This is a genomic window from Pseudomonas fungipugnans, assembly GCF_029955235.1.
Taxonomy (GTDB): domain Bacteria; phylum Pseudomonadota; class Gammaproteobacteria; order Pseudomonadales; family Pseudomonadaceae; genus Aquipseudomonas; species Aquipseudomonas fungipugnans.
Genome location: NZ_JARBWL010000002.1, coordinates 2912781 through 2935454, shown reverse-complemented (window position 1 = coordinate 2935454; position 22674 = coordinate 2912781). Strand labels below are relative to the sequence as shown.

Sequence of the window (22674 nt, the reverse complement as noted above, 5' to 3'; positions counted from 1 at the left end):
CACAACCAAACGGGTTGTACTGGCGCACCACAAAAAAAATGGCAGCCCCCCAAAAGGGGCTGCCATCCGTATCGCAGTTTGAATCGGCAGTCTTACAACGGACGACCGATAGCGTTGCAGACGCTGGCGTTGTTGATGTTCAGGTTGTTGCCGGTGGTGTTGGTGATGAAGTTGGCGGTGACCGCGTTTTTCCAGTTGGTTGGAACCACGCTGAAACCGTGGGCCACGGTGGCAACGGTGTTGCCAGGAACGCTGTAGTGAGTGGTCAGGAACGCACGAACATCATTGGCCACGGCTGCATCCTTGTAGCACTGACCGAAGATGAAGTTGGTGTAGGCCGCAATCGGGTAGCCGCTCGCCGGGTTGGCAACGACCGGAACCCACTGAGTCGGGTTGGAAGGCACGGTTGGCAGCGGTGCCGACGACAAGGCCGCGGTCACGTTGGCCGGGGTTGGTTGAACGCCGTTGACGCGAGCAACCACCGCGTTGCTGGTGGCATTCACACCGTCTGGACCGACGTAACCGATGGAGCCGTCAACCAGGTTCACGGTCGGCGCCACGTCAGCCGTTTCGGCAACGCCAACCCAGTTCGAAGGCAGGGTCGAACCGGCGGGCAGACGTGCGTTGGTGAAGGTGGAGTTGACTGCGAATTTGGTCGGGCAGATCGAGTTCAGGTGGCGGCTGAGAATTTCCGAGGTGCCGCTGGAAACGTTGCGATAGACGATGCGGATCGGTGTGGCATCGGCGGTGCCCAGCAGCGCGCCCCAGGTGGTGGCGGTGCCCGAGAAGGCGTCACACAGTTGCGCACTGGTCAGGTTCAGGGTGGTGTTGCCGGCTTTCTTGTACGGGATGGCCACCGAAGTAGCCACCGATGGCAGCTGGATCAGGGGACCGAACGATGCACCGAAGTTGGCGTTGTAGGTGCTGATTTCGGTGGCACTGAGGATTGAGTCGCTACCCGCGAAGTGCACGGTGCCGGTGGTGCCGAACTGCGAAGCGGTGTTGGTCAGGAACGCGCTTTTGCCGATGCCGCTACCGGTCACGGCGTAGCTGAAGTTGGCCGGCAGAATGCTGTTGGCAGAGCCTTTGTACAGAGCGGCAGGCAGTGAAGCGCCACCACCGGTTACGGCCATGGCCTGGGCAGAGGCCAGGGCGGCGACAGTCAGTGAGGCTGCGATCAGAGTGCGCTTGAACATGAAGAATCTCCTTGTATCAACGTCAGGATTTGGGTTCGGTCAAGGACTCACCACTGACCGTTGCGAACCGGGGCCGGGGGTGAAGTCGCACTGAGAAGTTCGCAGCTTCCGGTGACAGATAAAGGAAAAAACCTCGGGAGCGAGAGACGGTTCCTACGAAAATTTCTCGGGTGTTTGCGCGGGCTTTTCGGGCTTCTGCTGCGGGGCTTTTGCGGGTTTTCATGAAGCTTGGCTGGAGGGGTTGGTTTGCCGTTGCAGATGACAGAAAGGAGAACCCGAGGATCGCTCGGGTGGTGGTTGAGACGGGGGAGAAAAATAGTTGAGATGAGTGGTGTTTGTGCGGCCGTCTTCGCGAGAAAGCCCACTCCCACAGGGTTTTGTTGTCAGGCCAGAAATGGGTGCACGACCTCGATCAACTGTGGGAGAGAGCCTGCTCGCGATGCTTTCAAGCTTCATTTCACCAACTGATTGATCTCGATAATCGGCAACAACACCGCCATGACAATCACCAGCACCACGCCGCCCATGACCACGATCATCAGCGGCTCCAGCAACGCGGTCATGCCCATCGCACGACGTTCGATATCGCGAGACAGCGTCTGCGCGGCGCGATCAAGCATCGGCGGCAACGATCCGGTTTTCTCGCCACTGGCGATCAGGTGGATCAGTACCGGCGGGAAGACTTTCTCCACCCGCAGCGCGGCGGCGAGGTTGACGCCTTCACGGACCTTGGCCGTGGCGTCGCTGACGCTCAGGCTCAAGCGGTCGTTGGACAGGGTCTGGCGCGCCGCCTCCAGCGCGCGCAACAGCGGCACCCCGGCACCGCCAAGAATCGCCAGGGTCGAGGCGAAACGTGCGGTGTTCAGCCCCAGCACAAAGCGCCCGATCATGGGCAGGCGCAGGATGCGGCTGTGCCAGCTCAAGCGCGCCACCGGGTTGCGCAGGTACAGCCGCCAGCCCCAGAAACCGGCAGCCATGATGCTGAAACACAACCAGCCCCAGCCACGGATGAAATCACTGGCATTGAGCATCGCCAGGGTCAGTCCCGGCAAATCCTGGCGCGCCTGGGAAAACGCGCTGACCACCTGTGGCACCACGTAGCTGAGCAGGAAAATCACGATGCCGATCGACACCAGCCCGACCACGCCGGGATAGATAAACGCGGTGAGAATCTTGCCGCGCAGATTGTTGCGTTCCTCGATGTAGTCGGCCAGCCGCTCCATGACTTGCGCCAGGTCGCCGGACTCCTCGCCCGCCGCGATCAACGCCCGATAAATGTCGGGGAAATCCCGTGGCCGCGCCGCCAGCGCTTCGGCCAGGCGCATGCCGCTGCGGACATCGGCGCGTACCGCGCTCAGGGTCTGGGCGATGTGCTTTTTTTCGGCTTGTTCCACCGTGGCGCTCAGCGCCGCTTCCAGCGGCAAACTGGCGCCGAGCAGGCTCGCCAGTTGCCGGGTGGCCCAGGCCAGGTCGTTGTCCGAGAGTTTGGCGCTGAACAAGCCACCACGGCTGCCGGACGGCGTAGTGCTTTCTATCTGCACCAGCAATGCGGTCAGGCCACGACTGCGCAATACGCCAAACGCGGCGCTCTGGCTGTCGGCCTCCAGGTGCCCAGCCTCGATCTTGCCGTGGGCATCGGCGGCTTCAAAACGGTAGCGATTCATCAGGCGTCCCGTGTCACGCGGTGAATTTCTTCCGGCGCAGTAGCGCCGCTGCGCACCCAGCGTTCGCCATCCTCACGCAAACTGAACATCCCGGCCTTGCGAGCGGCGGCTCTCAAGGCTTGCTCGCCTGCGCCCTGGTGGATCAACGTGCGAATGTCGTCGTCGATGCAGAATAATTCATGAATGCCGGTGCGGCCGCTGTAGCCGGTGTGGTTGCAGGCGGCGCAACCGACAGGTCGCCAGGTACCGGGGAGCGTTGGGTCTTGCGCTTTGCAGTGGTTACAGAGCCTTCGGACCAACCTTTGCGCCAAGACACCGAGCATCGACGACGCCAGCAGAAACGGTTCGACGCCCATGTCGATCAAGCGGTTGACCGCCGACACCGCATCATTGGTGTGCAGCGTCGCCAGTACCAGGTGCCCGGTCAGCGAGGCCTGCACGGCGATCTGCGCGGTTTCCAGGTCGCGGATTTCGCCGATCATGATGATGTCCGGGTCCTGACGCAGAATCGCTCGAAGCGCCAGGGCAAAGGTCATGTCGATCTTGGCGTTGACCTGAATCTGGCTGATGCCTGGCAAATCGTATTCCACCGGGTCTTCGACGGTGAGGATGTTGCTGGTGCTGGCGTCCAGGCGCGCCAGCGCGGCGTAGAGGCTGGTGGTCTTGCCGCTGCCGGTGGGGCCGGTGACCAGGACGATGCCATGGGGCTGGCGGATCAGTTGGTCGAGTTTGGCCAGTACGTGGGGGTCCATGCCCAGGGTTTCCAGTTGCAGGCGCCCGGCCTGTTTGTCCAGCAGACGCATGACCACCCGTTCGCCATGGCCGGTGGGCACGGTCGATACCCGAATGTCGATGGGCCGACCCGCGACGCGCAAGGCAATACGCCCATCCTGAGGCAGACGTTTTTCGGCGATGTCGAGCTGCGCCATGATCTTGATCCGCGACACCAATGCACCGTGCAGCGCCTTGCGTGGCGACACCACATCACGCAGCGTGCCGTCGACGCGGTAGCGCACCACCGAGTGGCTTTCATAGGGCTCTATGTGAATGTCGCTGGCCTCGTCCCGTGCTGCCTGGGTGAGCAAGGCGTTGATCATGCGGATGACCGGGGCGCCGTCCTGGGTGTCCAGCAGGTCGGTGACTGGCGGGATGTCCTGCATCAGCCGGTCCAGGTCGACCTCGTTTTCCGCCGCGCCGACCACTGCTGCCGCGCTGCCGGTGTCGGCGTAGGCGCTGGCGAGCAGGCCGTCGAGTTCTTCATCGCGCACCCGTTCCAGGCGTGCCGGGCCGAACTGACGGCGGGCTTCGCTGATCGACCAGCCGGGGGTTGAGGGGCAGACCGTCAGCACCGCGCCGTCGTCGGTACTGCGCAGCAGGATGCGTTGGGCCTTGGCCCAGGCGTAGGGCAAGGTGCTCATGGCAATCCCCTCATCTGCAATACACCAAAGACCCCCTGTGGGAGCGAGCTTGCTCGCGATGGCGGTAGCCCATTCAGCACGGTGGTGACTGACACAATGCCATCGCGAGCAAGCTCGCTCCCACAGGGCAATGGTGAGGTGATCACTGGCGTGTACTCCCTTCAATCGGCACCGCCCGGATCGTCGCCCGAGGCTGCACATTCGACACCGGCACCCCCTGCGCCGCCGTCGGCAATTGCGGTGCCTGCATGTCCGGCATGGCCCAGCTGTGTTCCGGTTGCAGCCCGCCCTGGGCGCGGCGCATGAAGTCGTAGCGGTTAAGGGTGATGGCGCGTCCGGCGCCGCTGTCTCGAATGATGTAGGGACGCAGGAACACCATCAGGTTGGTCTTGGTGACCGCCCGCCGCTCGTTGCGAAACAGCGCACCGACACCGGGAATGTTCGACAGCCACGGCACCGCGTCATTGCTCTGGCTATAGCCGTCCTGCAACAGCCCGCCGAGGACCATGATCTGCCCGTCGTCGAGCAGAATGCTGGTGTCAATGGCACGCTTGTTGGTGACGATCCCCGCCGAGGTCACGCTGTTGGACGCGCGCTCATCGATGCTGCTGACTTCCTGATAGATGTCGAGCTTGACCGTGCCACCCTCGGAAATCTGTGGCCGTACGTTGAGCTTCAATCCCACCTCTTCACGGGTCACGGTCTGGAATGGGTTGTTGCTGGTGCCGCCACCGCCCGTCACATAACTGCCGCTGACAAACGGGATGGTCTGGCCGACGAAAATGCTCGCCGCTTCGTTGTCCAGCGTCAGCAGGTTCGGCGTCGACAAGACGTTGGTGCCGCCCTTGCTCTTGAGCGCATGGGCCAGCACTTTCAGGTCCATGACTTTACCGATGCCGGGAATGTCCACGGTGCCGTTGAGAAAACCCACGCTCAAACCGCCGGGCAAGACATCGACGCTGGTCTTGCCGCCCGCCTTGAAGCCGCTGCCACCCAGATTCGCCCCGCCGATCACGCCGTTGCCGGCCAGGTTGCCGGTCTGCCATTGCACACCGAATTCATTGGCATCGTCTTCACTGACTTCAACGATCAGGCTTTCGATCACCACTTGCGCACGGCGCTGGTCGAGCATGTCGATGACTTCGCGCAGGTTGCGGTACAGCGGGTCCGGCGCGGAAATCAGCAAGGTGTTGGTGGTGGCGTCGGCCTGGATGGTCACGCCACCGGCGCTGAAGGCGACGCTCTGGTCAGTCTGCTGAGCGCCCGTCTGACTGGCCGAAGGGCTCGTGCCCTGCCCGCCGCCTGGGGTGGACGTTTGCGTGCCACTGGTGGTCGAGCTGCCGCTTTGGGCACTCTGCCCGCCATTGCTGTTACTGCCCATGGCGCTGAGTACCGAGCGAGCCTTGTCGGTGCTGCCGCTGTCGCTTTCGCCGGTGAGCAAACCGCGCAGCGCCTGGGCCAGTTTGCCGGCCTGGGCGTTGCGCAAATACACCACGTGCAGGTTGCTGGGATTGCTTTGCGCATTGTCGAGTTTGTAGATCAGGTTGCGCGCCAGCTCGGTACGCTCGGGGCTGCCGGCGCGGATGATGATCGAGTTGGAGCGCGGGTCGCCGATCACCGCGATTTTCTGGGTCGGGTCGTTGCCCGGTGCCTCCAGCAAGTCCGAGACCATGCCGGCAATGTCCACGGCGATGCCGTTCTGGATCTGCACCACGTCGGTGTCGATGGCGCTCGGGGTGTCGATGCCGGCGATGAGCCTGGCCACCCGTGACAGGTTTTCGGCGTAGTCGGTGACGACGATGGTGTTGTTGCCGGGATAGGCGTTGATCGGGTTGTTCGGCGAGACGATCGGGCGCAGTACCGGGATCAGGTTCACCGCGTTTTCGTATTGCAGTCTAAACGTGCGGGTGAGCATGCCGTTGCCCGCCGGTTTGTCGGCGCTGTAGATCGGCCCGCCGAGCAGCTTGGCGTCGGCCTCCGGCACCACCTGCGCCACGCCGCCGACGTCGACCACGCTGAAGCCCTGCATGCGTAACGCCGCCAGCAGCATGTCGTAGGCCTGATGCGCCGGCACTTGCCCTTCGGAGACCAGCGTCAGGTTGCCCTTGACCCGGGGGTCGACCAGAAACTGCTGCCCGGTGGAACGGGACAATGCGCGCACCACAGCCTGAATATCGGCGTCGACGAAGTTCAGCGTCACCGGTTGATTGCCCAGCGGATTGCTCGCCACTGCACTGCCCTGTTCTGCGCGAGCGCTACGGGCACTGCTGGTGACTTTATGCTGCGGCCGGGGCGGCGTTGGCACCTGGGCCCGCTGCCGATCAAGCAGTGCATCGCCGTTGCGCTGGGTGTCGGCCAACGGGCGACCCAGCTCACTGTCCACCAGCAATGGCGGCGGGTTTGAAACGGTGTTGCTGCACGCGCCCAATGCCAGCAGCAAAAACGGTGCGGCGTTACGTGCGTAACGGGAACCTGACCACTTCATGAAGCTTCCTTAGCGCCCTGCGCCTGATCCATGCGAACGGTTCCTGACAACGTTCCGGCGCCGTCATCTGCCTTGGCCTCGCCTGCGCGTTGCAGGCGAGCCTCGGTGACGCGCAGGGAAAATTGCCGTGGATTGCCCAGCAACCAGCCAATCACGGCATCGGCTGGCGCCTCTTCAAAACTCAACTGCCAGGCGCCGGGGGTGGCCTGTGGCGCCTGTAATCGGTAATGCCCTGCCAGGCCGCCGGCATCGAGGGTCTGCTGCAATGCCTGGGCGAGATCTTGCCCGGCAAACGGCGGCGATACCTCGCGCAACACGCCTTCGAGCGTCTCGAGCTGGGTGCGCAATTTCGGCATTTCGGCCTGCCAGGCATCGATTTTTTTCAGTGGTGGCTGGATCAACAGCATCCACATCAACAATCCGCCAAGGCCCAGTGCGGTGGCTGCGACCATGCGTTTTTCGCGCAGGGCCAGGCCTTGCCAGAGCTGCTGCCCGTGCGCGTTGAACCCTTGCCAGCGGACGCGGTAAGCCGTCAGAAGACGCTTATTCATCCTCGCCTCCACTGCTGTTTTCGGTTTCGTTGACCGCAGACTCGGTGGCCGTTCGCAACAACCAGCCGTCATCGGTGGCGCTGATGGCGATGCCCGCCTGGGTCAAGGCGCCCTGCCATTGTTTGTCGCTGCCATTGCGGCGCGCATCGCTCAACAGGTTCAGCTGCAACTCACCGTTATCGAAAACCAGACTCTGCACACTGCCGGCCATGAACGGTATGCCGTTGCCCGCCTGCTGCATCAGGCGAGTGAATGCTTGATCAGGGTCTTCGGCGGTGCCTGTTTCGCGGGCGGCCAGTTGCTGGCGAGCCTGTTGCAGTGGGTTGAGGATCACCGGCAGTTGCGGGAACGCCTGCTTCACTCTCTGCACCATCTGCGCCTTGAGCTGCTGCCCTTGGGCGGCTTCACGGCTGGCGTAAAGATTCAGGCCCAGGGTCCAGACCGCCACGGCCAGCGTGCAACAGGCAGCGGCGCGGCCCCAGCCGGTCTGGGAGGGGTTTTGCTGGACGCCACCGTGCAACCCCCAACCGGGCAACGCGCCGCTCCAGCGTTGTTCAACGGGCAAGCGGTTGAGCGGCGTGTCCGGCGCTAAATCACCGACCCATTGCACACCGGGGCCGGCCTCCCGCAATAAATCGCCAACGGCGTCGTCGAAATACGGATGGACCACCGCGTGTTGCAGGCTGTAGCGCACCAGCAAATGGCCGTCCTGCATGCAGGCCACCGGCGCGTCACCGACAGGCAAGCCATAAGCGGCCGGATAAAGGCCACGCTGGGTCAGCCGAGCCAGGTGCAACAGTCTGCCGAACTCGCTCAGCCACTCGCGGGACAGCCAGGCGATGTGCACACGACCCTGTTCGTCCCGTGGGCTGTGGGCGATGTGCATGTCATCGCTGCGGCCCAGAATCAGTGCCTGCGCCGCGCACTGCACGGCCGCCGCTGTTTTGGCCGCTGGCAGCAGGGGCAATTCCAGACTTGCCAGCAGGCTGTCCCGGGGGTGCAGAAAAAAGCACACGGCCGCGTTTTTGCCGCCCTGCCCCAACTGCAACAACGTGCTCTGTTCTTCGCCGATCACCTTGCCCTGCCGATCCAGCCAGGCCACGGTCACGGGCGTGTCGAGGGTCAGATCGGCCAACGGAGGCAACGCTACGCGCACTTGACTCATACGCCCACCCGCGACCAGATCACCTGAGGCAATTGGTCCTGACTGCGGTGCAACAAGGCATCGAGGCTGACCCGACGTTGATCGTTGCGCGCCTGGCCGCGCAGGCGAAACCAGTCACTGGTGATGCCGACCTTGATCGTCGTCAGTTCCAACTGCGGCATGCGCAGGCGGTTGACGAAATCCCCGCGATTGATGAACCACTGGCCACCATCGCGCTCGGCAATCAAGGCCTGGGCACGCTCCAGCGACAAGCCCGGCACATAGGCTGCCAGTACGGCGGCAGTCGCGGTATTGCCGTTGAGCCAGGTGTTGGCCGGAATGATGGTCATGTACGGCGCGATTTTCGCCAGCAACGCCGCGTTGACGCCCTCGACGCTGCGCAGATCATCAAGGTTGCGCAGCATCGGCTGGGTCGGCAGTTGTGGTTTGCGGGCGGCATCGGGCGACGTGACGCGTCCACTGTCAAAGCTGGTTTTGCTCGCAACCTTGTGCGCCAACACCCGTGGGTAGGAGGCGATCACCCGCGCACTGATGCGCTGGCTCAGGGTGCTGTTGACGCCGATCAGCTCGCACAGACGCTGAAACGTGCGCAACTGCTCCTCATCAATGCTTTCGTTGGCGATCAGGTTGCGCAGGTTGAACTTGCCCTGCTCGTCTTCCAGCCGTCCCGAAAACCCACTGACTGCAATGCCGGCAAGTGGCTGCGCCCATGGTTGATCGAGACGGGTCAACGGGTCGCGCTGGCGTGCGTCCCACAATAACTGGCGGCTGATTTCCAGGCCGCCGTGCAGCGCCCAGGCCCCCTGCACCCGCTGTTGCTCGGCTTCCAGGCCACGGGTGAACACGGTCTGGCGGGTCAGCATGCCACCGGCAATCACCGCCACCACCGCTGCAATCAGCAAGGCGCTGATGATCGCCATGCCGCGTTCCTTCGCTTTGTGCGAACAGGCTTTCATGGCCGCGCTTACAACTGCCAGGAGCCAATATCGGCATTCACGCCATCGCCGTCAGGCTGGCCGTCGGCACCGAGGGAGAAAATATCCACCTCACCGTTGGCACCCGGGTTCAGGTAGTTGTAGGGACGGCCCCAGGGATCGTTGGGCAAGCGGTCCAGATAAGAGCGCCAGTTGCTGTTCTTCGCATCCGCCGGGCGTTCCACCAGTACTTTCAGGCCCTGGGTCATGTTGGGGTACGTGCCGTGGTCCAGGCGATACAGCTTCAAGGCCTGCATCAACCCGGCAATGTCCTGTTTGGCGGCAGTGGCGCGGGCCTGATCCGGCCGGTCCAGCACCTTGGGCACCACCATCGCCGCCAGAATCCCGAGGATCACCACCACGACCATGATCTCGATCAGGGTGAAGCCCTGCTGGCCGCGTGGCGCGCGAGGCGTGTGGTTGAGCGGTTTGAAGTGTGCGATATCCATCTCGACATTCCCTGGCTAGATTCGATTCGACGCGCAGTGTTGCAAGAAGATATGTCAGTGATGTTGAAAATCCTCGGGAGCTTTTGTCGCCGGCCTGTCACCACCGGACGTTACGGTCAGACGCTGTCCAGACTGCCTGAGCGCCTGATGCCACGCCGTTCCCGAGAAGCCGGTTTTACCCTGATCGAAGTGTTGGTGGCGCTGGCGATCATCGCCGTGGCGATGTCCGCTGCCGTGCGCGTGGCCGGGTTGATGACCCAGAGCAACGGCCTGCTGCGCGACCGTTCGATCGCGTTGCTGGCGGCGCAAAGCCGGTTGGCGGAACTGCGGCTTGAGGGGCGATTGCCGTCGGGAATGAAGGCGGTCGAATGTGATCAGGGCCGGTTGTTGTTGCGCTGTGAACAGGTGATTGCCGGCGCCGGGAACGGGCCGTTGTTGACAGTGGGGGTGCAGGTGTTTGACCGCAGTCATGAAGCGCCGGCGTTGGCGCGGGTTGAGACGTTGTTGAACCGGGCGGCCATGAAATAACAATTTCGAAGATGCAATCCCTGTGGGAGCGAGCTTGCTCGCGATGAGGTCATCCCTTTCAACATCAATGTTGACTGAGCCACCGCCATCGCGAGCAAGCTCGCTCCCACAGGAGTTGTGGTGGTCTACTGATTTATTGTGGTGTCAATACGGGCAGAAATGGCGAGTCCGGCAGTTTGCTGATGGCTAAACGAGTCCGCTCCCCGCCCTGCCCTATTACCACCGCATCGCCCTCGATCGCCAACAACTTCACGCCGTGACTGACGTTCTCCCCGAGCAGAAAACTCTGCGGCGTACCGCCATTAATGCTGAGGATCGCCACCGCGCCGCGACCGCCGGCCACCACGCCGCTGACCTTGATCTCGACGGGTGCTGTTTGATTGGAAAACCATTGCAACGCCGGATTATCGCTGCGCACCGCGCTCAGGGGCGGCGCCACCTCCGGGGTGCGCGATTCAGCGGAGGTCAGCAGCAACGATGACCAGATGACGATGCCGGCCAGCGCCGCCAGCAAGGCGCAGGCCTGAACCCGTTGTGGCGCGGCAAACCGATCAGTGAATGACATGGGCTGAATCTCCTTTTTAGTCCCTGCCCCGAGCGTACAGCGCAAAGTTCACGTTTTTATTTCACACAGTCATCATCTTCGCCGTGCAGGATGAAAATCGACGCAAAGGAGCGCGCAGCGGATGAATGGCTTCAGACAACAGGGTTTCACGCTGATCGAGTTGATGGTGGTGCTGGTGATCATCGGCATTGCCAGTGCGGCGATCAGCCTGAGCATCAAGCCGGACCCGCTGCACCTGCTGCGCAAGGACGCCGACCGCGTCGCCCAATTGCTGCAGGTGGCCCAGGCCGAAGCCCGCGCCGATGGCCGGCCCATCACCTGGCTGGCGGACGCCAAGGGTTTTCGCTTCAGCCGCCGCAGTGACAGCGGTCAGGGTTTCGAGCATTTCAGCAACGACCCGCAACTGCGCCCCCGGCGGTGGGAAACACCGGGCATCGAAGTGCGTGTGCAGCCCAGACAGAAAGTCGTGCTGAACGCAGAATGGATCAACCCGCCGCTCTTGTTGAAATTGTCGGACGGCCTCAACAGCATCAGCGTGCAACGCAGCGCCGCTGGCCAGGTCAGCGTGCAATGAGCCGCCAGCAGGGATTTACTCTGATCGAAGTGATGGTGGCGATCATGCTGATGGCGGTGGTCAGCCTGATCGCCTGGCGCGGTCTGAACAGCGTCACCCGGGCCGATAAGCACCTGCAAGCCAGTACCGAACAGACCGAAGCACTGCTGCGGGCGCTCAATCAACTGGAGCGGGACGTGGCGTTGCGCGCCAGCGTCGAGCTGGCGGAACCGGTGAAGCCCGGCACCGAGGACGAGCCGACCGAGGCGTTGCCGTCGTTGACTGTGCGCAGTACTGAAGGCAAGGGTTTTCGCCTGGAGCTGATTCGGGTCGCGGCTGACGGCAATGGCGAGTTGCAGCGGGTGCGTTGGTGGCTCAAGGGTGATTCGTTGTACCGGGCGGTTGCCCCGGCGCGCAGTCGTTATCCGCTGCCGGCGCCCACGGCCGGGGTTGTGGTATTGAGCGAGGTCAGCGACGCCAGCTTGCGGGTATGGGAGCCGGATAAAGGCTGGCGCAAGTTGAGTGGCAATCGCAAGGAGAACCCGGCAGGCATCGAGATCAGCCTGACCCGGCAGACGCCGCAGGGGGTGGAGAAATATCGACAGGTGTTGGGGCCGTTGGACTGACGGGATGGACATGGATCCTGGTCACAACACACCCCCCGTGGGAGCGAGCTTGCTCGCGATAGCGGCATCACATTCAACATGGATGTTGCCTGACACACCGTCTTCGCGAGCAGGCTCGCTCCCACAGGAGGCTTGAGGTGGATACGGAATTTGAGCCCGACCTCGCTCCCACAGGGGTTCATTGTTGTGGGTCGGAATCAGCTATACACCGCCCAACGCTCGACAATCTTCCCGCCCCGCACCGCCAGCAGATCTCCAAACTGCAGCAACACCGATTCCGTCTGGGTCGGGCGCAAGAACACCTGGTCTTCCACCTGCAACCCCACCGCCCCGGAGCCGTTGACCATCTCCTGATTGGAGCTGCGGCCATACACACCGTTACTTTGCAAACCCCGGGGCGATTCGAATTCGGCCATCCAGTAGCCGCCATAGATGAAAAAGGTCTGCCGCTGATTGGTGTCCCACCAGGAAAACAGCGCCGACTTGCCGTCCAGCGCCGGGATGTTCACCGCCCCGGTGCTTTTCAACACCGGCGTGGCGATGTACGCGGCAGGCACGTGCTCGGTCAGGGACGGCAAGTCATAGTGGGTCGGTTTGAGCATCGCCGTACCTACCGAAACCTCAGTGCTCAAGCGTTCATTTTCATGCAGACGATAGCTGGGGCTGCCAGCGGTATTGAGTGTCAGCCCATCGTGCCAAAGCCCCGGAAACTGCTGGCGGGTGAAGTCGACGCAGCGCTGGTAAATCAGCATCACCTTGGCGAACAGCGCCTCGGGCGAGCCGAGTATTTCCGGCACGCCCATGCCCACGAACGGGTCGTAGCCCATGAACCCGGCGAAGGCCAGATGTTGCGGGTTTGCGCTGATCAGGCTGAGCATCTGCCCCAGCACGGCCAGCTCGCTGACGCCGCCGCGATGCAGGCCAACGTCCAGCTCGATATTGACCTGCAAACGCGTGCCCAGGCCTTGGGCCAGCGCCAGATACTGTTGCAGGCGCTGCGGCGTATCGAGCAGCCACTGCAGCTGCTTCGCCGGGTCGAACGGGCCTTTGTGATTCTCATAGAACAGCTGCGCCGACCGCACCGGCAGCGGCTTGCCGAGCAGGATATCGACGCCTGGAAACTGCACGGCGTCATGATTGAGAAACGGTTGATGAAACGACATCAGGCGCTGTGTCCCGGCGCGCTGGGCGATGTAGTTCAGCAGCCCCGGCGACGGCAGGGATTTCTCCACCAGCCGCAGGTGCTTGCCGGCACGATTGACCGACTGCACGACCACATCGATGTTGTGATCGAGGCGATCCAGGTCGATCAGCATCACCGGCCGCATTGGCCCGTGGTCCTTGAGTTCGCGGTTCAGGGCGCGGAAATATTCGCTGTATGGCCCGCCCCGGTCATCCGGTCGCAACCAGGCGCCAGCGCCCACCAGCAAGGCCGCGACACCCGCGGTGCCGACCAGAAAGTTTCGACGATTGACGCTCATCCACTCACCCCCAGAATCGACGACAGGTGCGCATTGAGGAATTTGCCGCTGGGGTCGAGGGCCTGCCGCACCTCGATGAATTCCTGCCAGCGCGGGTACAGCGGCTGCAAGGTCCGGGCGTTGAGGGTGTGCAACTTGCCCCAGTGCGGGCGGCCGTTGTACTTCCAGAAAATCGGCTCGACCGCCGCGAAAAAGTTGTGGTGGTCCATCTGGTAATGCTGATGCACGGAAATCGAGCAGCTGTCGCGGCCTTCGAACATGCTCAGGGGAATGTCGTCGGCCTTGACGTAGCGGTACTCGATGGGAAACCAGGTGCGCAGGTCCTTGTCCTGGATCAGCTTGAGAATTTCGCGCAGGCACGCCGGGCCGTGTTCGGCCGGCACCGAGTACTCCATCTCGTTGAAACGCACGGTGCGCACGTTGGCGTAGATGTCGAACGAGTCGCCCACCCGGTCGTCGAAACTCGCCAGGTGACGCAGGTTGTTGAGCATCGTGCGGCGCAGGTCGGGGAAGTCGCTGGCGTATTTGTCGATCTTCTCGATCAGGGTCACGAACTCGTTGCCGCCCTCCTCATCCGCCGGGATCGGTGGCGTGGCCGGGTCGCTGGTTTCATTCAGGGCAATCGACAAGGCATAGTCGGAATGAGTGACCACGAGCATTTCCCAGTGCTGGTTTTCCCGGGTGTTCTTGTCGATGTCTTCCAGCAGCTCTTCGGTCCGGGCGATCCACTGGCGTTCGCGCAATCGATAGGCCGGGCGATTTTGCAGGCGCACGGTGCTGGCGACACCCAAGGCGCCGAGGGACACCCGCGCGGCACTGAACACCTCAGGGTGACGCGTGCTGTCGCAGTCCAGCACCTCGCCGCTGGCGGTCACCAGTTGCAAGCCGCAGACGTGGGCCGAATAGGACTGGAAGGTCTTGCCGGTGCCGTGGGTCGAGGTGGAAATCGCCCCGGCGAGGGTCTGGTAATCGATGTCGGCCATGTTGTGCAGGGCCTGGCCGATGTCCTTGAGCGGCGTGCCCATGCGGGACATCGGCGTGCCGGCGCCGAATTCCGCTTGCAGGGTTTGTGCGTCGTGATCCAGCAGCCCGCTGAAAAAACTCAAGGACAACAGCGTGCCATCGGTCGGCACCAGTGCGCTGAAGGAATGCCCCGAGCCCACCGCACGGATTTTGCCGGGGGCCTGGCGCACCACCTGCATCAGTTCATCAAGGTTTTTCGGCGCCAGCCGCGCCGCCGGCAGGCAATTCTGGCCGCCCGACCAGTTGCGCCACGGAATCAAGCGCGGGGCACGCAGCAGTTCAGCCAGCGCGGAGTTTGAGCCGAGGGCGGTCAGCGCGCCGATGACACTCGCCCGTTGCAGCAACTGGCGTCGCGATAGCTCCATCGTCATGAAGTGCACCTTGTTTTTATTGTGGGATCGACTGAGCGGACATGAAGGCAATCAGCGCCAGGAACTGCTCTTGCGAGCACTGCACACACAAGCCCATCGGCGGCATGCCGTTGTAGCCGTTGATGGCGTGGTCCAGCAGGGTGTCGGCGCCTTGCTGCACGCGCGGCGCCCAGGCGCCCTGGTCGCCGGTCAGCGGTGCGCCGGCGGCCGGGTTGGCGTGACAGAGCTTGCAACTGCTGTCGTAGATCTGCGCCAGCTCGGCGTCGGCAGGCATGGCAGTGGCGGCCTCGCTACGGGTGGCGGGCGGCCTGTGTGATTCACCACAGGCGCTGAGCAGCATCGTGACGGCCAGCAGCATTTGCATGAAGCGACTTGAGCGCATGGCGGTGCTTCTTGTTGTTGGCAGGAGTGATCAACACTAAGGCAGGCGCATGGCGCAGTTGAGGGCAATGCGGGACAGCAAGGGGGGCATCTGGGGCCAGTGATGTGTCCTTTCAATCAACACACCAATCCCACCAGGGGGGTTGTGTCGGATGGAAGAACAGCGACTATCGTAAACCCTCACTGAGATGGGTCATGACAAGCCATGACGATGTCTGATAAAACGATTCAGCCAGTTTGATCCGGCTTGTCCGGTATCAGCCACCAATCCAGACGGGGTAGCGACATGACCACAGCACACATCCTTGGCAACCTGTTCCCTTCTGCAGCCGACATCCCCGAGAAATACCGCCTCGACGGCCAGACCGAGCAGCGCGAGTACCTGGTGGATGGCGAACTGCGTACCTGGTCCGGCCCGCTCGCCACCGTGCGCAGCCCGGTGTATCTGAAGGGTGAGCATGGCGATGAACAGGTGATCCTGGGCAGCACGCCGCTGCTGGACGCCGACACCGCGCTGACCGCCCTCGACGCCGCCGTGCGTGCCTATGACCGTGGCCAGGGCCTGTGGCCGACCATGCGCGTGGCCGAGCGCATCCAGCATGTCGAGGCCTTTCTGGGGCGCATGCGTCAGCAGCGCGACGCCGTGGTCAAGTTGTTGATGTGGGAAATCGGCAAGAACCTCAAGGACTCGGAAAAAGAGTTCGACCGCACCTGCGACTACATCGTCGACACCATCAACGCGCTCAAGGAGCTCGACCGCCGCTCCAGCCGTTTCGAACTGGAACAGGACACGCTCGGCCAGATTCGCCGCGTGCCACTGGGCGTCGCCTTGTGCATGGGGCCTTACAACTACCCGCTGAACGAGACGTTCACCACGCTGATCCCGGCGCTGATCATGGGCAACACCGTGGTGTTCAAACCGGCCAAGCTCGGCGTACTGCTGATTCGCCCGCTGCTGGAAGCGTTCCGCGACAGCTTCCCTGTCGGCGTGATCAACGTGATCTACGGCAGTGGCCGCGAGACGGTCAGCGCGCTGATGGCCAGCGGCAAGATCGATATCTTCGCCTTCATCGGCACCAACAAGGCCGCCAGCGACCTGAAAAAGCTGCACCCGAAACCACACCGTTTGCGCGCCGCGCTGGGCCTGGACGCGAAGAACCCCGGTATCGTGCTGCCGGAAGTGGACCTGGACAACGCTGTCAGCGAGGCGGTCACCGGCTCGCTGTCGTTCAATGGCCAGCGTTGTACGGCACTGAAAATCCTCTTCGTGCATGAAGACGTGGTCGATTCGTTCATCGAGAAATTCAACGCCAAGCTGGCAACGCTCAAGCCCGGCATGCCGTGGGACAGCGGCGTGGCGCTGACGCCGCTGCCGGAAGCGAGCAAGGTCGATTACCTGCATTCGCTGGTGGCGGACGCGGTCGGCAAAGGCGCGAAGGTGGTCAACCCCCATGGCGGCGAGGCGCGTGCGTCGTTCTTCTACCCGGCGGTGCTGTACCCGGTCACCCCGCAGATGCGTGTCTACCAGGAGGAACAGTTCGGCCCTGTGGTGCCGATCGTGCCGTATCGCCATCTCGATACCGTGATCGACTACGTGCTGGAGTCGGACTTCGGCCAGCAGCTGAGTATTTTCGGCACCAATCCGGTGGCCGTGGGCCGCCTGGTCGACACCTTTGCCAATCAGGTCGGGCGCATCAACCTCAACGCCCAGTGCCAGCGCGGCCCGGACACGTACCCGTTCAACGGGCGCAAGAACTCCGCCGAAGGCACGCTGTCGGTGCATGATGCACTGCGGGTGTTTTCGATCCGCACGCTGGTGGCGACCAAGTTCCAGGACAGCAACAAGGCGCTGATCAGTGAAATCATTCGCGGCCGGGATTCGAGCTTCCTGACCACTGATTACATTTTCTGAGGAGAGCGAATCTGAGCGCGTTACAACTGCCAAACTGGGCGCGACGCCTGCTGCGTCCGTTGCTGGACCCGTATCGGCGCTACCGTCATGCCAGGGTCATCCATGCGGTGCGGGTGTCCCTGGGATTGCTGGCGACCATCCTGCTGACCACCGGCATCAACCTGCCCCACGGTGAGTGGGCGTCGGTGACCATGCTGGTGGTGATCGGCGGTTTGCAGCATCACGGCAACATTGGCAAGAAAGCCGCCGAACGCGCCACCGGCACCTTGATTGGTGCCGGTGTCGGTTTGCTGCTGGTGGCACAACAGGCCTGGCTCGGCATGCCATGGCTGACCTATTTTGCAATGTCGGTGGTGTGCGGGTTCTTCTCGTATCACGCCATCGGCAAGGGCGGCTACACCGCGCTGCTGTCGGCGATCACGGTGTTTATTGTCGCCGGTCATGGCGACAACCCGGTCACGGACGGTTTGTGGCGCGGGGTGGACATCCTGATCGGCATTGCCCTGGCGCTGGCGTTTTCCTTCGCCCTGCCGCTGTACGCGGTTTATTCCTGGCGCTACAACCTGGCCGATGCCTTGCGCGATTGCGCGACCCTTTACGGGCGCATCATCAGCGGCCAGCCGGTCACGGCTGACGAGCACCTGAAACTCATGGGGCGGGTGAACGCGGTGTTGGTGCAGTTGCGCTCGCTGATGCCGTCGGTGTCCAAGGAAGTGAAAATTTCCATGACCGAGCTGGATGCCATTCAACGCAACCTGCGGATGTGCATCAGCACCCTGGAGATCCTTGGCAACACCCGGCCGGACGCCAATGACCCGCAAGCCATGGCGCATTTGCAATCGGCGCTGAAAGCCGAACATCGGCAGATTCGGGTGCAACTGGTCGGCATGGCCCGCGCCTTGAAATCCGGCGCGACGCAGCGGCTCAACCGGCCAGTGGAGCTGCTGGATGCCAGCCTCGATGCACCGGTCTACAGCCCATTGGACGGTTACCGGTTGTTGACCCGGCAACTGGCCGCCAACATTGGCGAGATGCGTCAGCGGTTGGCCAAGACCGCGCCGCGCTGGAACATCTGACGATTTACTGCGCCGCCACCCGGCGCAGTTTCAGGCCCCAGCCCTGTTGCATGCCGGCGGCGGCCAGCAAAATCGCCGCCACGCCCAGCCATTGCAGGGGCACGAGGCGATGGCCGAAGGCAAACCAGTCAACGAAGATCGCCGCAATCGGGTAAATGAACGACAGTGCACCGGTGATAGCCGTCGGCAATTTCTGGATGGCGCCGTACAGCAGCACGTACATCAGACCGGTGTGCACGATGCCCAGGGTCAGCAGGCTGGCCCACTCGCCCGGCGCTTGCGGCAATGCCGAAAAGTGCGCAAAAGGCGCGAGCAGCAGCACCCCGGTGCAGACCTGGATCAAGGCGATCAAGTGCGGTGGCGTGCCGGTCAGACGCTTGATGATCAACGCCGCAATCGCATACAGAAACGCCGCCCCCAACGCCAGGCCAATGCCCGTCAGGTAGTCGCTACCGCCCTCGCCTGGCCCGCCGTGGGCACTGACAATTGCCAGCATGCCGAGGAACGAAATGCCCAGCCAGAACAGTTTTTGCAGGGTGATTTTCTCGCCAAGAAACAGCGCGGCGAGCCCCACCAGCATGAACGGCTGCACGTTATAGACCGCCGTGCCGATGGCAATCGACGCCCGCGAATACGAGCCAAACAACAACACCCAGTTGCCGACAATCGCCATGCCGCTGACGACCGCCAGCAGGAACGTGGTGCGGGTCAGAATGCCGGGACGCAGGAAGCCGAACGCCGCGCAAATCAGCAGCAGCGTGCCGGCGCCGAACACGCAGCGCCAGAACACCACGTCCAGCACCGGTTGGCCGCAGATCAGCACGAACCAGCCGATGGTTCCGGAAATCAGCATGGCGGCGGTCATTTCGAATGACCCGCGACGAAGTGTTTTGTCCATCATCAGACTCCTGTTGAGAGGGACAAAGTATGCCAATCCGCCTGGGGGCTTCTCCAGCGCAAAAAGCAGGCTAAACTCGGCATCTGCCTTTTTTATCAAGGCGCTCTCATCACTTCGCCTTACAGGGGCTGCGCCATGACCGACGACATCGACCAAATGCTGATCAGCGCGTTGATGGACGATTCGCGCCGCTCGCTCAAAGCCCTGGCGCAGATCAGCGGGTTGTCGGCGCCCAGCGTCGCCGAGCGCCTGCGTCGCCTTGAAGAGCGTGGTGTGCTCAAGGGCTACACCGTTGAAATCGACCCGAAACACTTTGGCTACCAACTCCAGGCCATCGTGCGTATCCGCCCGCTGCCGGGACAGTTGCAGGAGGTGGAGCGGCAGATCCAGGCGATTCCCGAATTTACCGAGTGCGACAAAGTCACCGGCGACGATTGCTTCATTGCACGCCTGCATGTGCGCTCAATGGAACAACTGGACACCCTGCTCGACCGCCTCAACACCCATGCCGAAACCAATACCGCCATCGTCAAGAAGACCCCGGTCAAGCGCCGGCTGCCGCCGATGGCCTGAGTACTGTTCACACCAGATCAGCGTAGATTGAGTTTTTTTGCGGCTAGGGATTGGCAGAATGAGAGTTCAGGCAATGGTGTTGGCAGCGTTGACGCTGGCGGGTTGTGGCACCATCCAGACAGTTGTGCGCAGTGACGAGGCAGCCGCGAACAGCGTCAAGAAGCAGAACAGTTATTGCGGCTCGGTGCCGCGCATCTACAGCGGCGTGACCTATGACTTCTGCACGCTGCATGCGGCGCCGGGGCCGGGAATCGATGAACAGACGATGAGCAATGCCAACCCCATCGTGTTGATCGACGCGGTCATTTCCGGCGCACTGGATACCTTGTTATTGCCCTATACCATCTACCGTCAGCAGGTGGATGGCAGCATTATCGTGACCGAGTGATGCCAATTTTCAGGCAAAAAAAAACCCGCCGAAGCGGGTTTTTTACTCAAGGCCTGCGATCAATCATCGCGACTCATGATGCCGAAGATCTGCAACAAGCTGATGAACAGGTTGTAGATCGATACATACAGGCTGATGGTCGCCATGATGTAGTTACGCTCGCCGCCCTGAATGATGGCGCTGGTCTGGAACAAGATGCAGACCGAGGAGAACAGCACGAAACCTGCGCTGATCGCCAGTTGCAGGCCGCTGATCTTGAAGAAGATGCTGGCCAGCGTTGCACCCAGCAGCACGAAGAAACCGGCGGTGATGAAACCACCGAGGAAGCTCATGTCCTTGCGGGTGATCAGCACGTAAGCCGACAGACCACCGAATACCAGTGCAGTCATCGCGAACGCCGAGCTGACGACTTCAGCACCGCCCTGCATGCCCAGGTAACGGTTGAGGATCGGGCCGAGCAAAAAGCCCATGAAACCGGTCAACGCAAAGGCCGACACCAGGCCCCAGGCCGAATCACGGAGTTTGTTGGTAAGGAAGAAAAGGCCGTAGAAGCCGATCAGCACCACGAAAACGTTCGGGTAGCCGACACGCATCTGCTGAGCGACAAACGCCATCACACCGCTGAATGCGAGCGTGAGTGCGAGCAAGCCGTAAGTGTTGCGCAGGACGCGGCTAACCTCTAGCTGCTCAGCCTGCACGCTGTTATTAACTGCGTAATCCTGTTCGCGCATGGCGACACTCCTGTTGGTTTGAAACGTTCAGTCGCAAAGATCATAACAGACGCTCTGTAACAAGCCATGCAGAGAGTTTGACAGTGTGTTTCATTCAGGTATTATGGCGCCCGCAACACAAACGGAGGTGTGGCCGAGTGGTTTAAGGCAACGGTCTTGAAAACCGTCGACTGTAACAGGTCCATGAGTTCGAATCCCATCGCCTCCGCCATATTTGTACCGATAGAGCCCTGATTATTCAGGGCTTTTTCGTTTCTGGGGTTTGAGAATTCGACCCTTTTTTTGCTACGTTACAAAACTATTTGGCAACCGTAACAAAACTTTTTGTTTTTGCCCCTCCTCCGGCGTCCTGCCGACCGCTCTATTTCCCTATGTGTGTCACAACATTTCCGCTGTCACGATGATCCCCTTTCCCGGAGGAATCTCGACGCTGAACTCAGATCTGCTCCCCTCCCCCCCCTCTAGGCGCGGTAATTCGCCAACTAAATAAAGATGGAGGGTGTGGCTCGCATAATGATCTGAATAGTCTCGCGAAAGCTCTGATCAGGGCGTTGAGGTGCCATGGCGTGAAAGACAGAACTGCTCACGCCTCACTTCACGCCACGAAATCGCGATATCTGAAATTGTGGCGGGCGCCGGTCAGCGCCAAGGAAACATGCAGCGTCATACCCGCAGTAGTCGGGCCGAAGAAGATGTTCTGGCTTCGGGCCATGACCACAAACCCGCTGATGGCGATGATCGAGTCAATCAGCTTGCCGAGTATGCCGTCTCTCACCTTCCCGCTCAGTACGCACCAGGTGGCCCATAGCGAGATCAGGCCAACTGCGCCGGAATTTATCAGTTCGTAGTTCATGGTGGATCGCCTCCCCCAAACCGCTGGCGAATGAGAGCCCAGAGGTCAGCGGCATTGATCGCTCAATTGACGGGTGGCGGGGCTGAAAACGAAAAAGCCCCAGCGAATGCTGGGGCTCTGAATTGGTGTACGTGTCTTTCCACTCTGTCTGCCAAAAACATCTTTAGCCCTTTGGAATCGATGTGGTCTCATTAAATTCCGACACTCTGAATAAAATATTCATTTCCAATGCTGCGTGCTAACCGCCATATCGCACTCAGTGCAACATCGAAACGACAATCAGAGGTGTGGCTGCTATACCTGCGCCCGTTTAATCTTCGAAACTGGCAGCGACGTCAGGCAGAGACAGGCCATAACTGAAAAAAACAAAATACCACCCAAGAGGCCAATGATCGAGTCGTATGAAAATACTGCAACCGAGAAAGCCCCGAATGCCGACGTTAGGAATAAAGGAAGGCTTGAGATAAAGATAATAAATTTTTTGAAATTGGCGCGCTCATCGCTCACGAGCCTACGAACCAATAATCCAACCAATGAAACACCCCAAGAAAAAACGCCAAAAGCCATAATAAAGGTCGCAAACATATAGGCTGCGGGCACGCCGCTTGTATCGCTTAAATCATTAGGATTTTCAGGCGTCCCCGCAATCGAGCATACAAATAACACCAACGCTAACAAGGAGACCACAAAGAGTATTAGAAACCGCTTCCAGGTATGCATATAGATAACTACCACATCATTCAAGCCAAAAGAGATCAACGATAGTAGAGTCGCTACAACACCTCCGTCAAACCATCCATTCCAAAATCAAAA

The 22674-nt window shown here is 61.4% G+C and carries 22 protein-coding genes, 1 tRNA gene and 1 pseudogene; 8 read left to right on the top strand and 16 right to left on the bottom strand.

Going from position 1 to position 22674, the window contains the following annotated elements; translation table 11 throughout:
* Nucleotides 1–92: 92 nt before the first annotated feature.
* The 8 genes from POF45_RS28915 to gspG form a co-directional block, all read right to left on the bottom strand.
* The gene (locus POF45_RS28915) at nt 93–1196 is read right to left on the bottom strand and encodes a substrate-binding domain-containing protein (RefSeq protein ID WP_282317345.1); all 1104 of its coding nucleotides are present in this window, start codon (nt 1194–1196) and stop codon (nt 93–95) included.
* A 452-nt stretch (nt 1197–1648) separates the two neighbouring features.
* Nucleotides 1649–2860, bottom strand: a complete 1212-nt coding sequence (gspF, locus tag POF45_RS28910) for a type II secretion system inner membrane protein GspF (RefSeq protein ID WP_282317344.1) — start codon at nt 2858–2860, stop codon at nt 1649–1651.
* On the bottom strand, nt 2860–4278 hold the full coding sequence (gspE, locus tag POF45_RS28905; RefSeq protein ID WP_259502566.1) for a type II secretion system ATPase GspE: 1419 nt from the start codon (nt 4276–4278) through the stop codon (nt 2860–2862). The genes gspF and gspE overlap by 1 nt, the downstream gene beginning before the upstream one ends.
* A 142-nt stretch (nt 4279–4420) precedes the next feature.
* On the bottom strand, nt 4421–6763 hold the full coding sequence (gene gspD, locus POF45_RS28900; protein WP_259502565.1) for a type II secretion system secretin GspD: 2343 nt from the start codon (nt 6761–6763) through the stop codon (nt 4421–4423).
* Nucleotides 6760–7314: a type II secretion system protein M gene (locus tag POF45_RS28895; protein WP_259502564.1), complete on the bottom strand. Its 555-nt coding sequence runs from the start codon at nt 7312–7314 to the stop codon at nt 6760–6762. Before POF45_RS28895 ends, gspD begins: the two co-directional genes overlap by 4 nt.
* Entirely contained in the window at nt 7307–8479 is a 1173-nt protein-coding gene (gspL, locus tag POF45_RS28890) for a type II secretion system protein GspL (protein ID WP_282317343.1), read from the bottom strand. The genes POF45_RS28895 and gspL overlap by 8 nt, the downstream gene beginning before the upstream one ends.
* Nucleotides 8476–9435, bottom strand: a complete 960-nt coding sequence (gene gspK, locus POF45_RS28885; protein WP_282317342.1) for a type II secretion system minor pseudopilin GspK — start codon at nt 9433–9435, stop codon at nt 8476–8478. The genes gspL and gspK overlap by 4 nt, the downstream gene beginning before the upstream one ends.
* An 8-nt stretch (nt 9436–9443) precedes the next feature.
* Nucleotides 9444–9902 carry a type II secretion system major pseudopilin GspG gene (gspG, locus tag POF45_RS28880; protein ID WP_259502561.1) on the bottom strand — a complete coding sequence of 153 codons (459 nt, stop codon included), beginning with the start codon at nt 9900–9902 and terminating at the stop codon, nt 9444–9446.
* Nucleotides 9903–10049: 147 nt separating this feature from the next.
* Here gspG and gspI point away from each other — a divergent pair, with 147 nt between their 5' ends.
* Nucleotides 10050–10430: a type II secretion system minor pseudopilin GspI gene (gene gspI / locus POF45_RS28875; RefSeq protein ID WP_259502560.1), complete on the top strand. Its 381-nt coding sequence runs from the start codon at nt 10050–10052 to the stop codon at nt 10428–10430.
* 133 nt (nt 10431–10563) lie between these two features.
* On the opposite strand, the gene POF45_RS28870 is transcribed toward gspI, so the two are convergent.
* Complete coding sequence (locus POF45_RS28870; RefSeq protein WP_282317341.1) at nt 10564–10995, bottom strand: type II secretion system protein N; 432 nt, start codon at nt 10993–10995, stop codon at nt 10564–10566.
* A gap of 121 nt (nt 10996–11116) precedes the next feature.
* On the opposite strand from POF45_RS28870, the gene POF45_RS28865 reads away from it, so the two are divergent.
* Nucleotides 11117–11569 (top strand): prepilin-type N-terminal cleavage/methylation domain-containing protein, encoded by a 453-nt coding sequence (locus POF45_RS28865; protein WP_259502558.1) that lies wholly within the window; start codon nt 11117–11119, stop codon nt 11567–11569.
* Entirely contained in the window at nt 11566–12174 is a 609-nt protein-coding gene (locus tag POF45_RS28860) for a type II secretion system protein GspJ (protein WP_282317340.1), read from the top strand. Before POF45_RS28865 ends, POF45_RS28860 begins: the two co-directional genes overlap by 4 nt.
* 197 nt (nt 12175–12371) lie before the next feature.
* On the opposite strand, the gene POF45_RS28855 is transcribed toward POF45_RS28860, so the two are convergent.
* From POF45_RS28855 to POF45_RS28845, 3 genes are all read right to left on the bottom strand, one after another.
* Nucleotides 12372–13580, bottom strand: coding sequence for a DSD1 family PLP-dependent enzyme (locus POF45_RS28855; RefSeq protein ID WP_282317472.1), 1209 nt, complete (start codon nt 13578–13580; stop codon nt 12372–12374).
* A gap of 71 nt (nt 13581–13651) precedes the next feature.
* A complete protein-coding gene (locus tag POF45_RS28850) occupies nt 13652–15049 on the bottom strand; it encodes a D-arabinono-1,4-lactone oxidase (RefSeq protein WP_431978627.1) in 1398 nt (465 codons plus the stop codon).
* A gap of 16 nt (nt 15050–15065) precedes the next feature.
* Nucleotides 15066–15431, bottom strand: a complete 366-nt coding sequence (locus tag POF45_RS28845) for a c-type cytochrome (RefSeq protein WP_282317339.1) — start codon at nt 15429–15431, stop codon at nt 15066–15068.
* Nucleotides 15432–15716: 285 nt separating this feature from the next.
* Between POF45_RS28845 and POF45_RS28840 the strand changes: the two genes are divergently transcribed.
* Entirely contained in the window at nt 15717–17342 is a 1626-nt protein-coding gene (locus tag POF45_RS28840; protein ID WP_259502555.1) for an NADP-dependent glyceraldehyde-3-phosphate dehydrogenase, read from the top strand.
* A 59-nt stretch (nt 17343–17401) separates the two neighbouring features.
* Nucleotides 17402–18418, top strand: a complete 1017-nt coding sequence (locus tag POF45_RS28835) for an FUSC family protein (RefSeq protein WP_282317338.1) — start codon at nt 17402–17404, stop codon at nt 18416–18418.
* A 4-nt stretch (nt 18419–18422) separates the two neighbouring features.
* Here POF45_RS28835 and POF45_RS28830 read toward each other — a convergent pair whose 3' ends face one another.
* Nucleotides 18423–19316: a DMT family transporter gene (locus tag POF45_RS28830; protein WP_259502553.1), complete on the bottom strand. Its 894-nt coding sequence runs from the start codon at nt 19314–19316 to the stop codon at nt 18423–18425.
* Between the two features lie 135 nt (nt 19317–19451).
* Between POF45_RS28830 and POF45_RS28825 the strand changes: the two genes are divergently transcribed.
* Complete coding sequence (locus tag POF45_RS28825) at nt 19452–19889, top strand: Lrp/AsnC family transcriptional regulator (RefSeq protein ID WP_259502552.1); 438 nt, start codon at nt 19452–19454, stop codon at nt 19887–19889.
* A gap of 58 nt (nt 19890–19947) precedes the next feature.
* A complete protein-coding gene (locus tag POF45_RS28820; protein ID WP_282317337.1) occupies nt 19948–20277 on the top strand; it encodes a YceK/YidQ family lipoprotein in 330 nt (109 codons plus the stop codon).
* A gap of 59 nt (nt 20278–20336) precedes the next feature.
* Here POF45_RS28820 and POF45_RS28815 read toward each other — a convergent pair whose 3' ends face one another.
* The gene (locus POF45_RS28815) at nt 20337–21008 is read right to left on the bottom strand and encodes a Bax inhibitor-1/YccA family protein (protein ID WP_259502550.1); all 672 of its coding nucleotides are present in this window, start codon (nt 21006–21008) and stop codon (nt 20337–20339) included.
* A 123-nt stretch (nt 21009–21131) separates the two neighbouring features.
* On the opposite strand from POF45_RS28815, the gene POF45_RS28810 reads away from it, so the two are divergent.
* Nucleotides 21132–21219 (top strand) — tRNA-Ser (locus POF45_RS28810).
* Nucleotides 21220–21627: 408 nt separating this feature from the next.
* On the opposite strand, the pseudogene POF45_RS28805 reads toward POF45_RS28810, so the two are convergent.
* Nucleotides 21628–21861: pseudogene (locus POF45_RS28805) on the bottom strand (hypothetical protein); the annotation flags it as partial.
* Between the two features lie 294 nt (nt 21862–22155).
* Nucleotides 22156–22581 carry a hypothetical protein gene (locus POF45_RS28800; RefSeq protein WP_282317336.1) on the bottom strand — a complete coding sequence of 142 codons (426 nt, stop codon included), beginning with the start codon at nt 22579–22581 and terminating at the stop codon, nt 22156–22158.
* Nucleotides 22582–22674 lie beyond the last annotated feature (93 nt).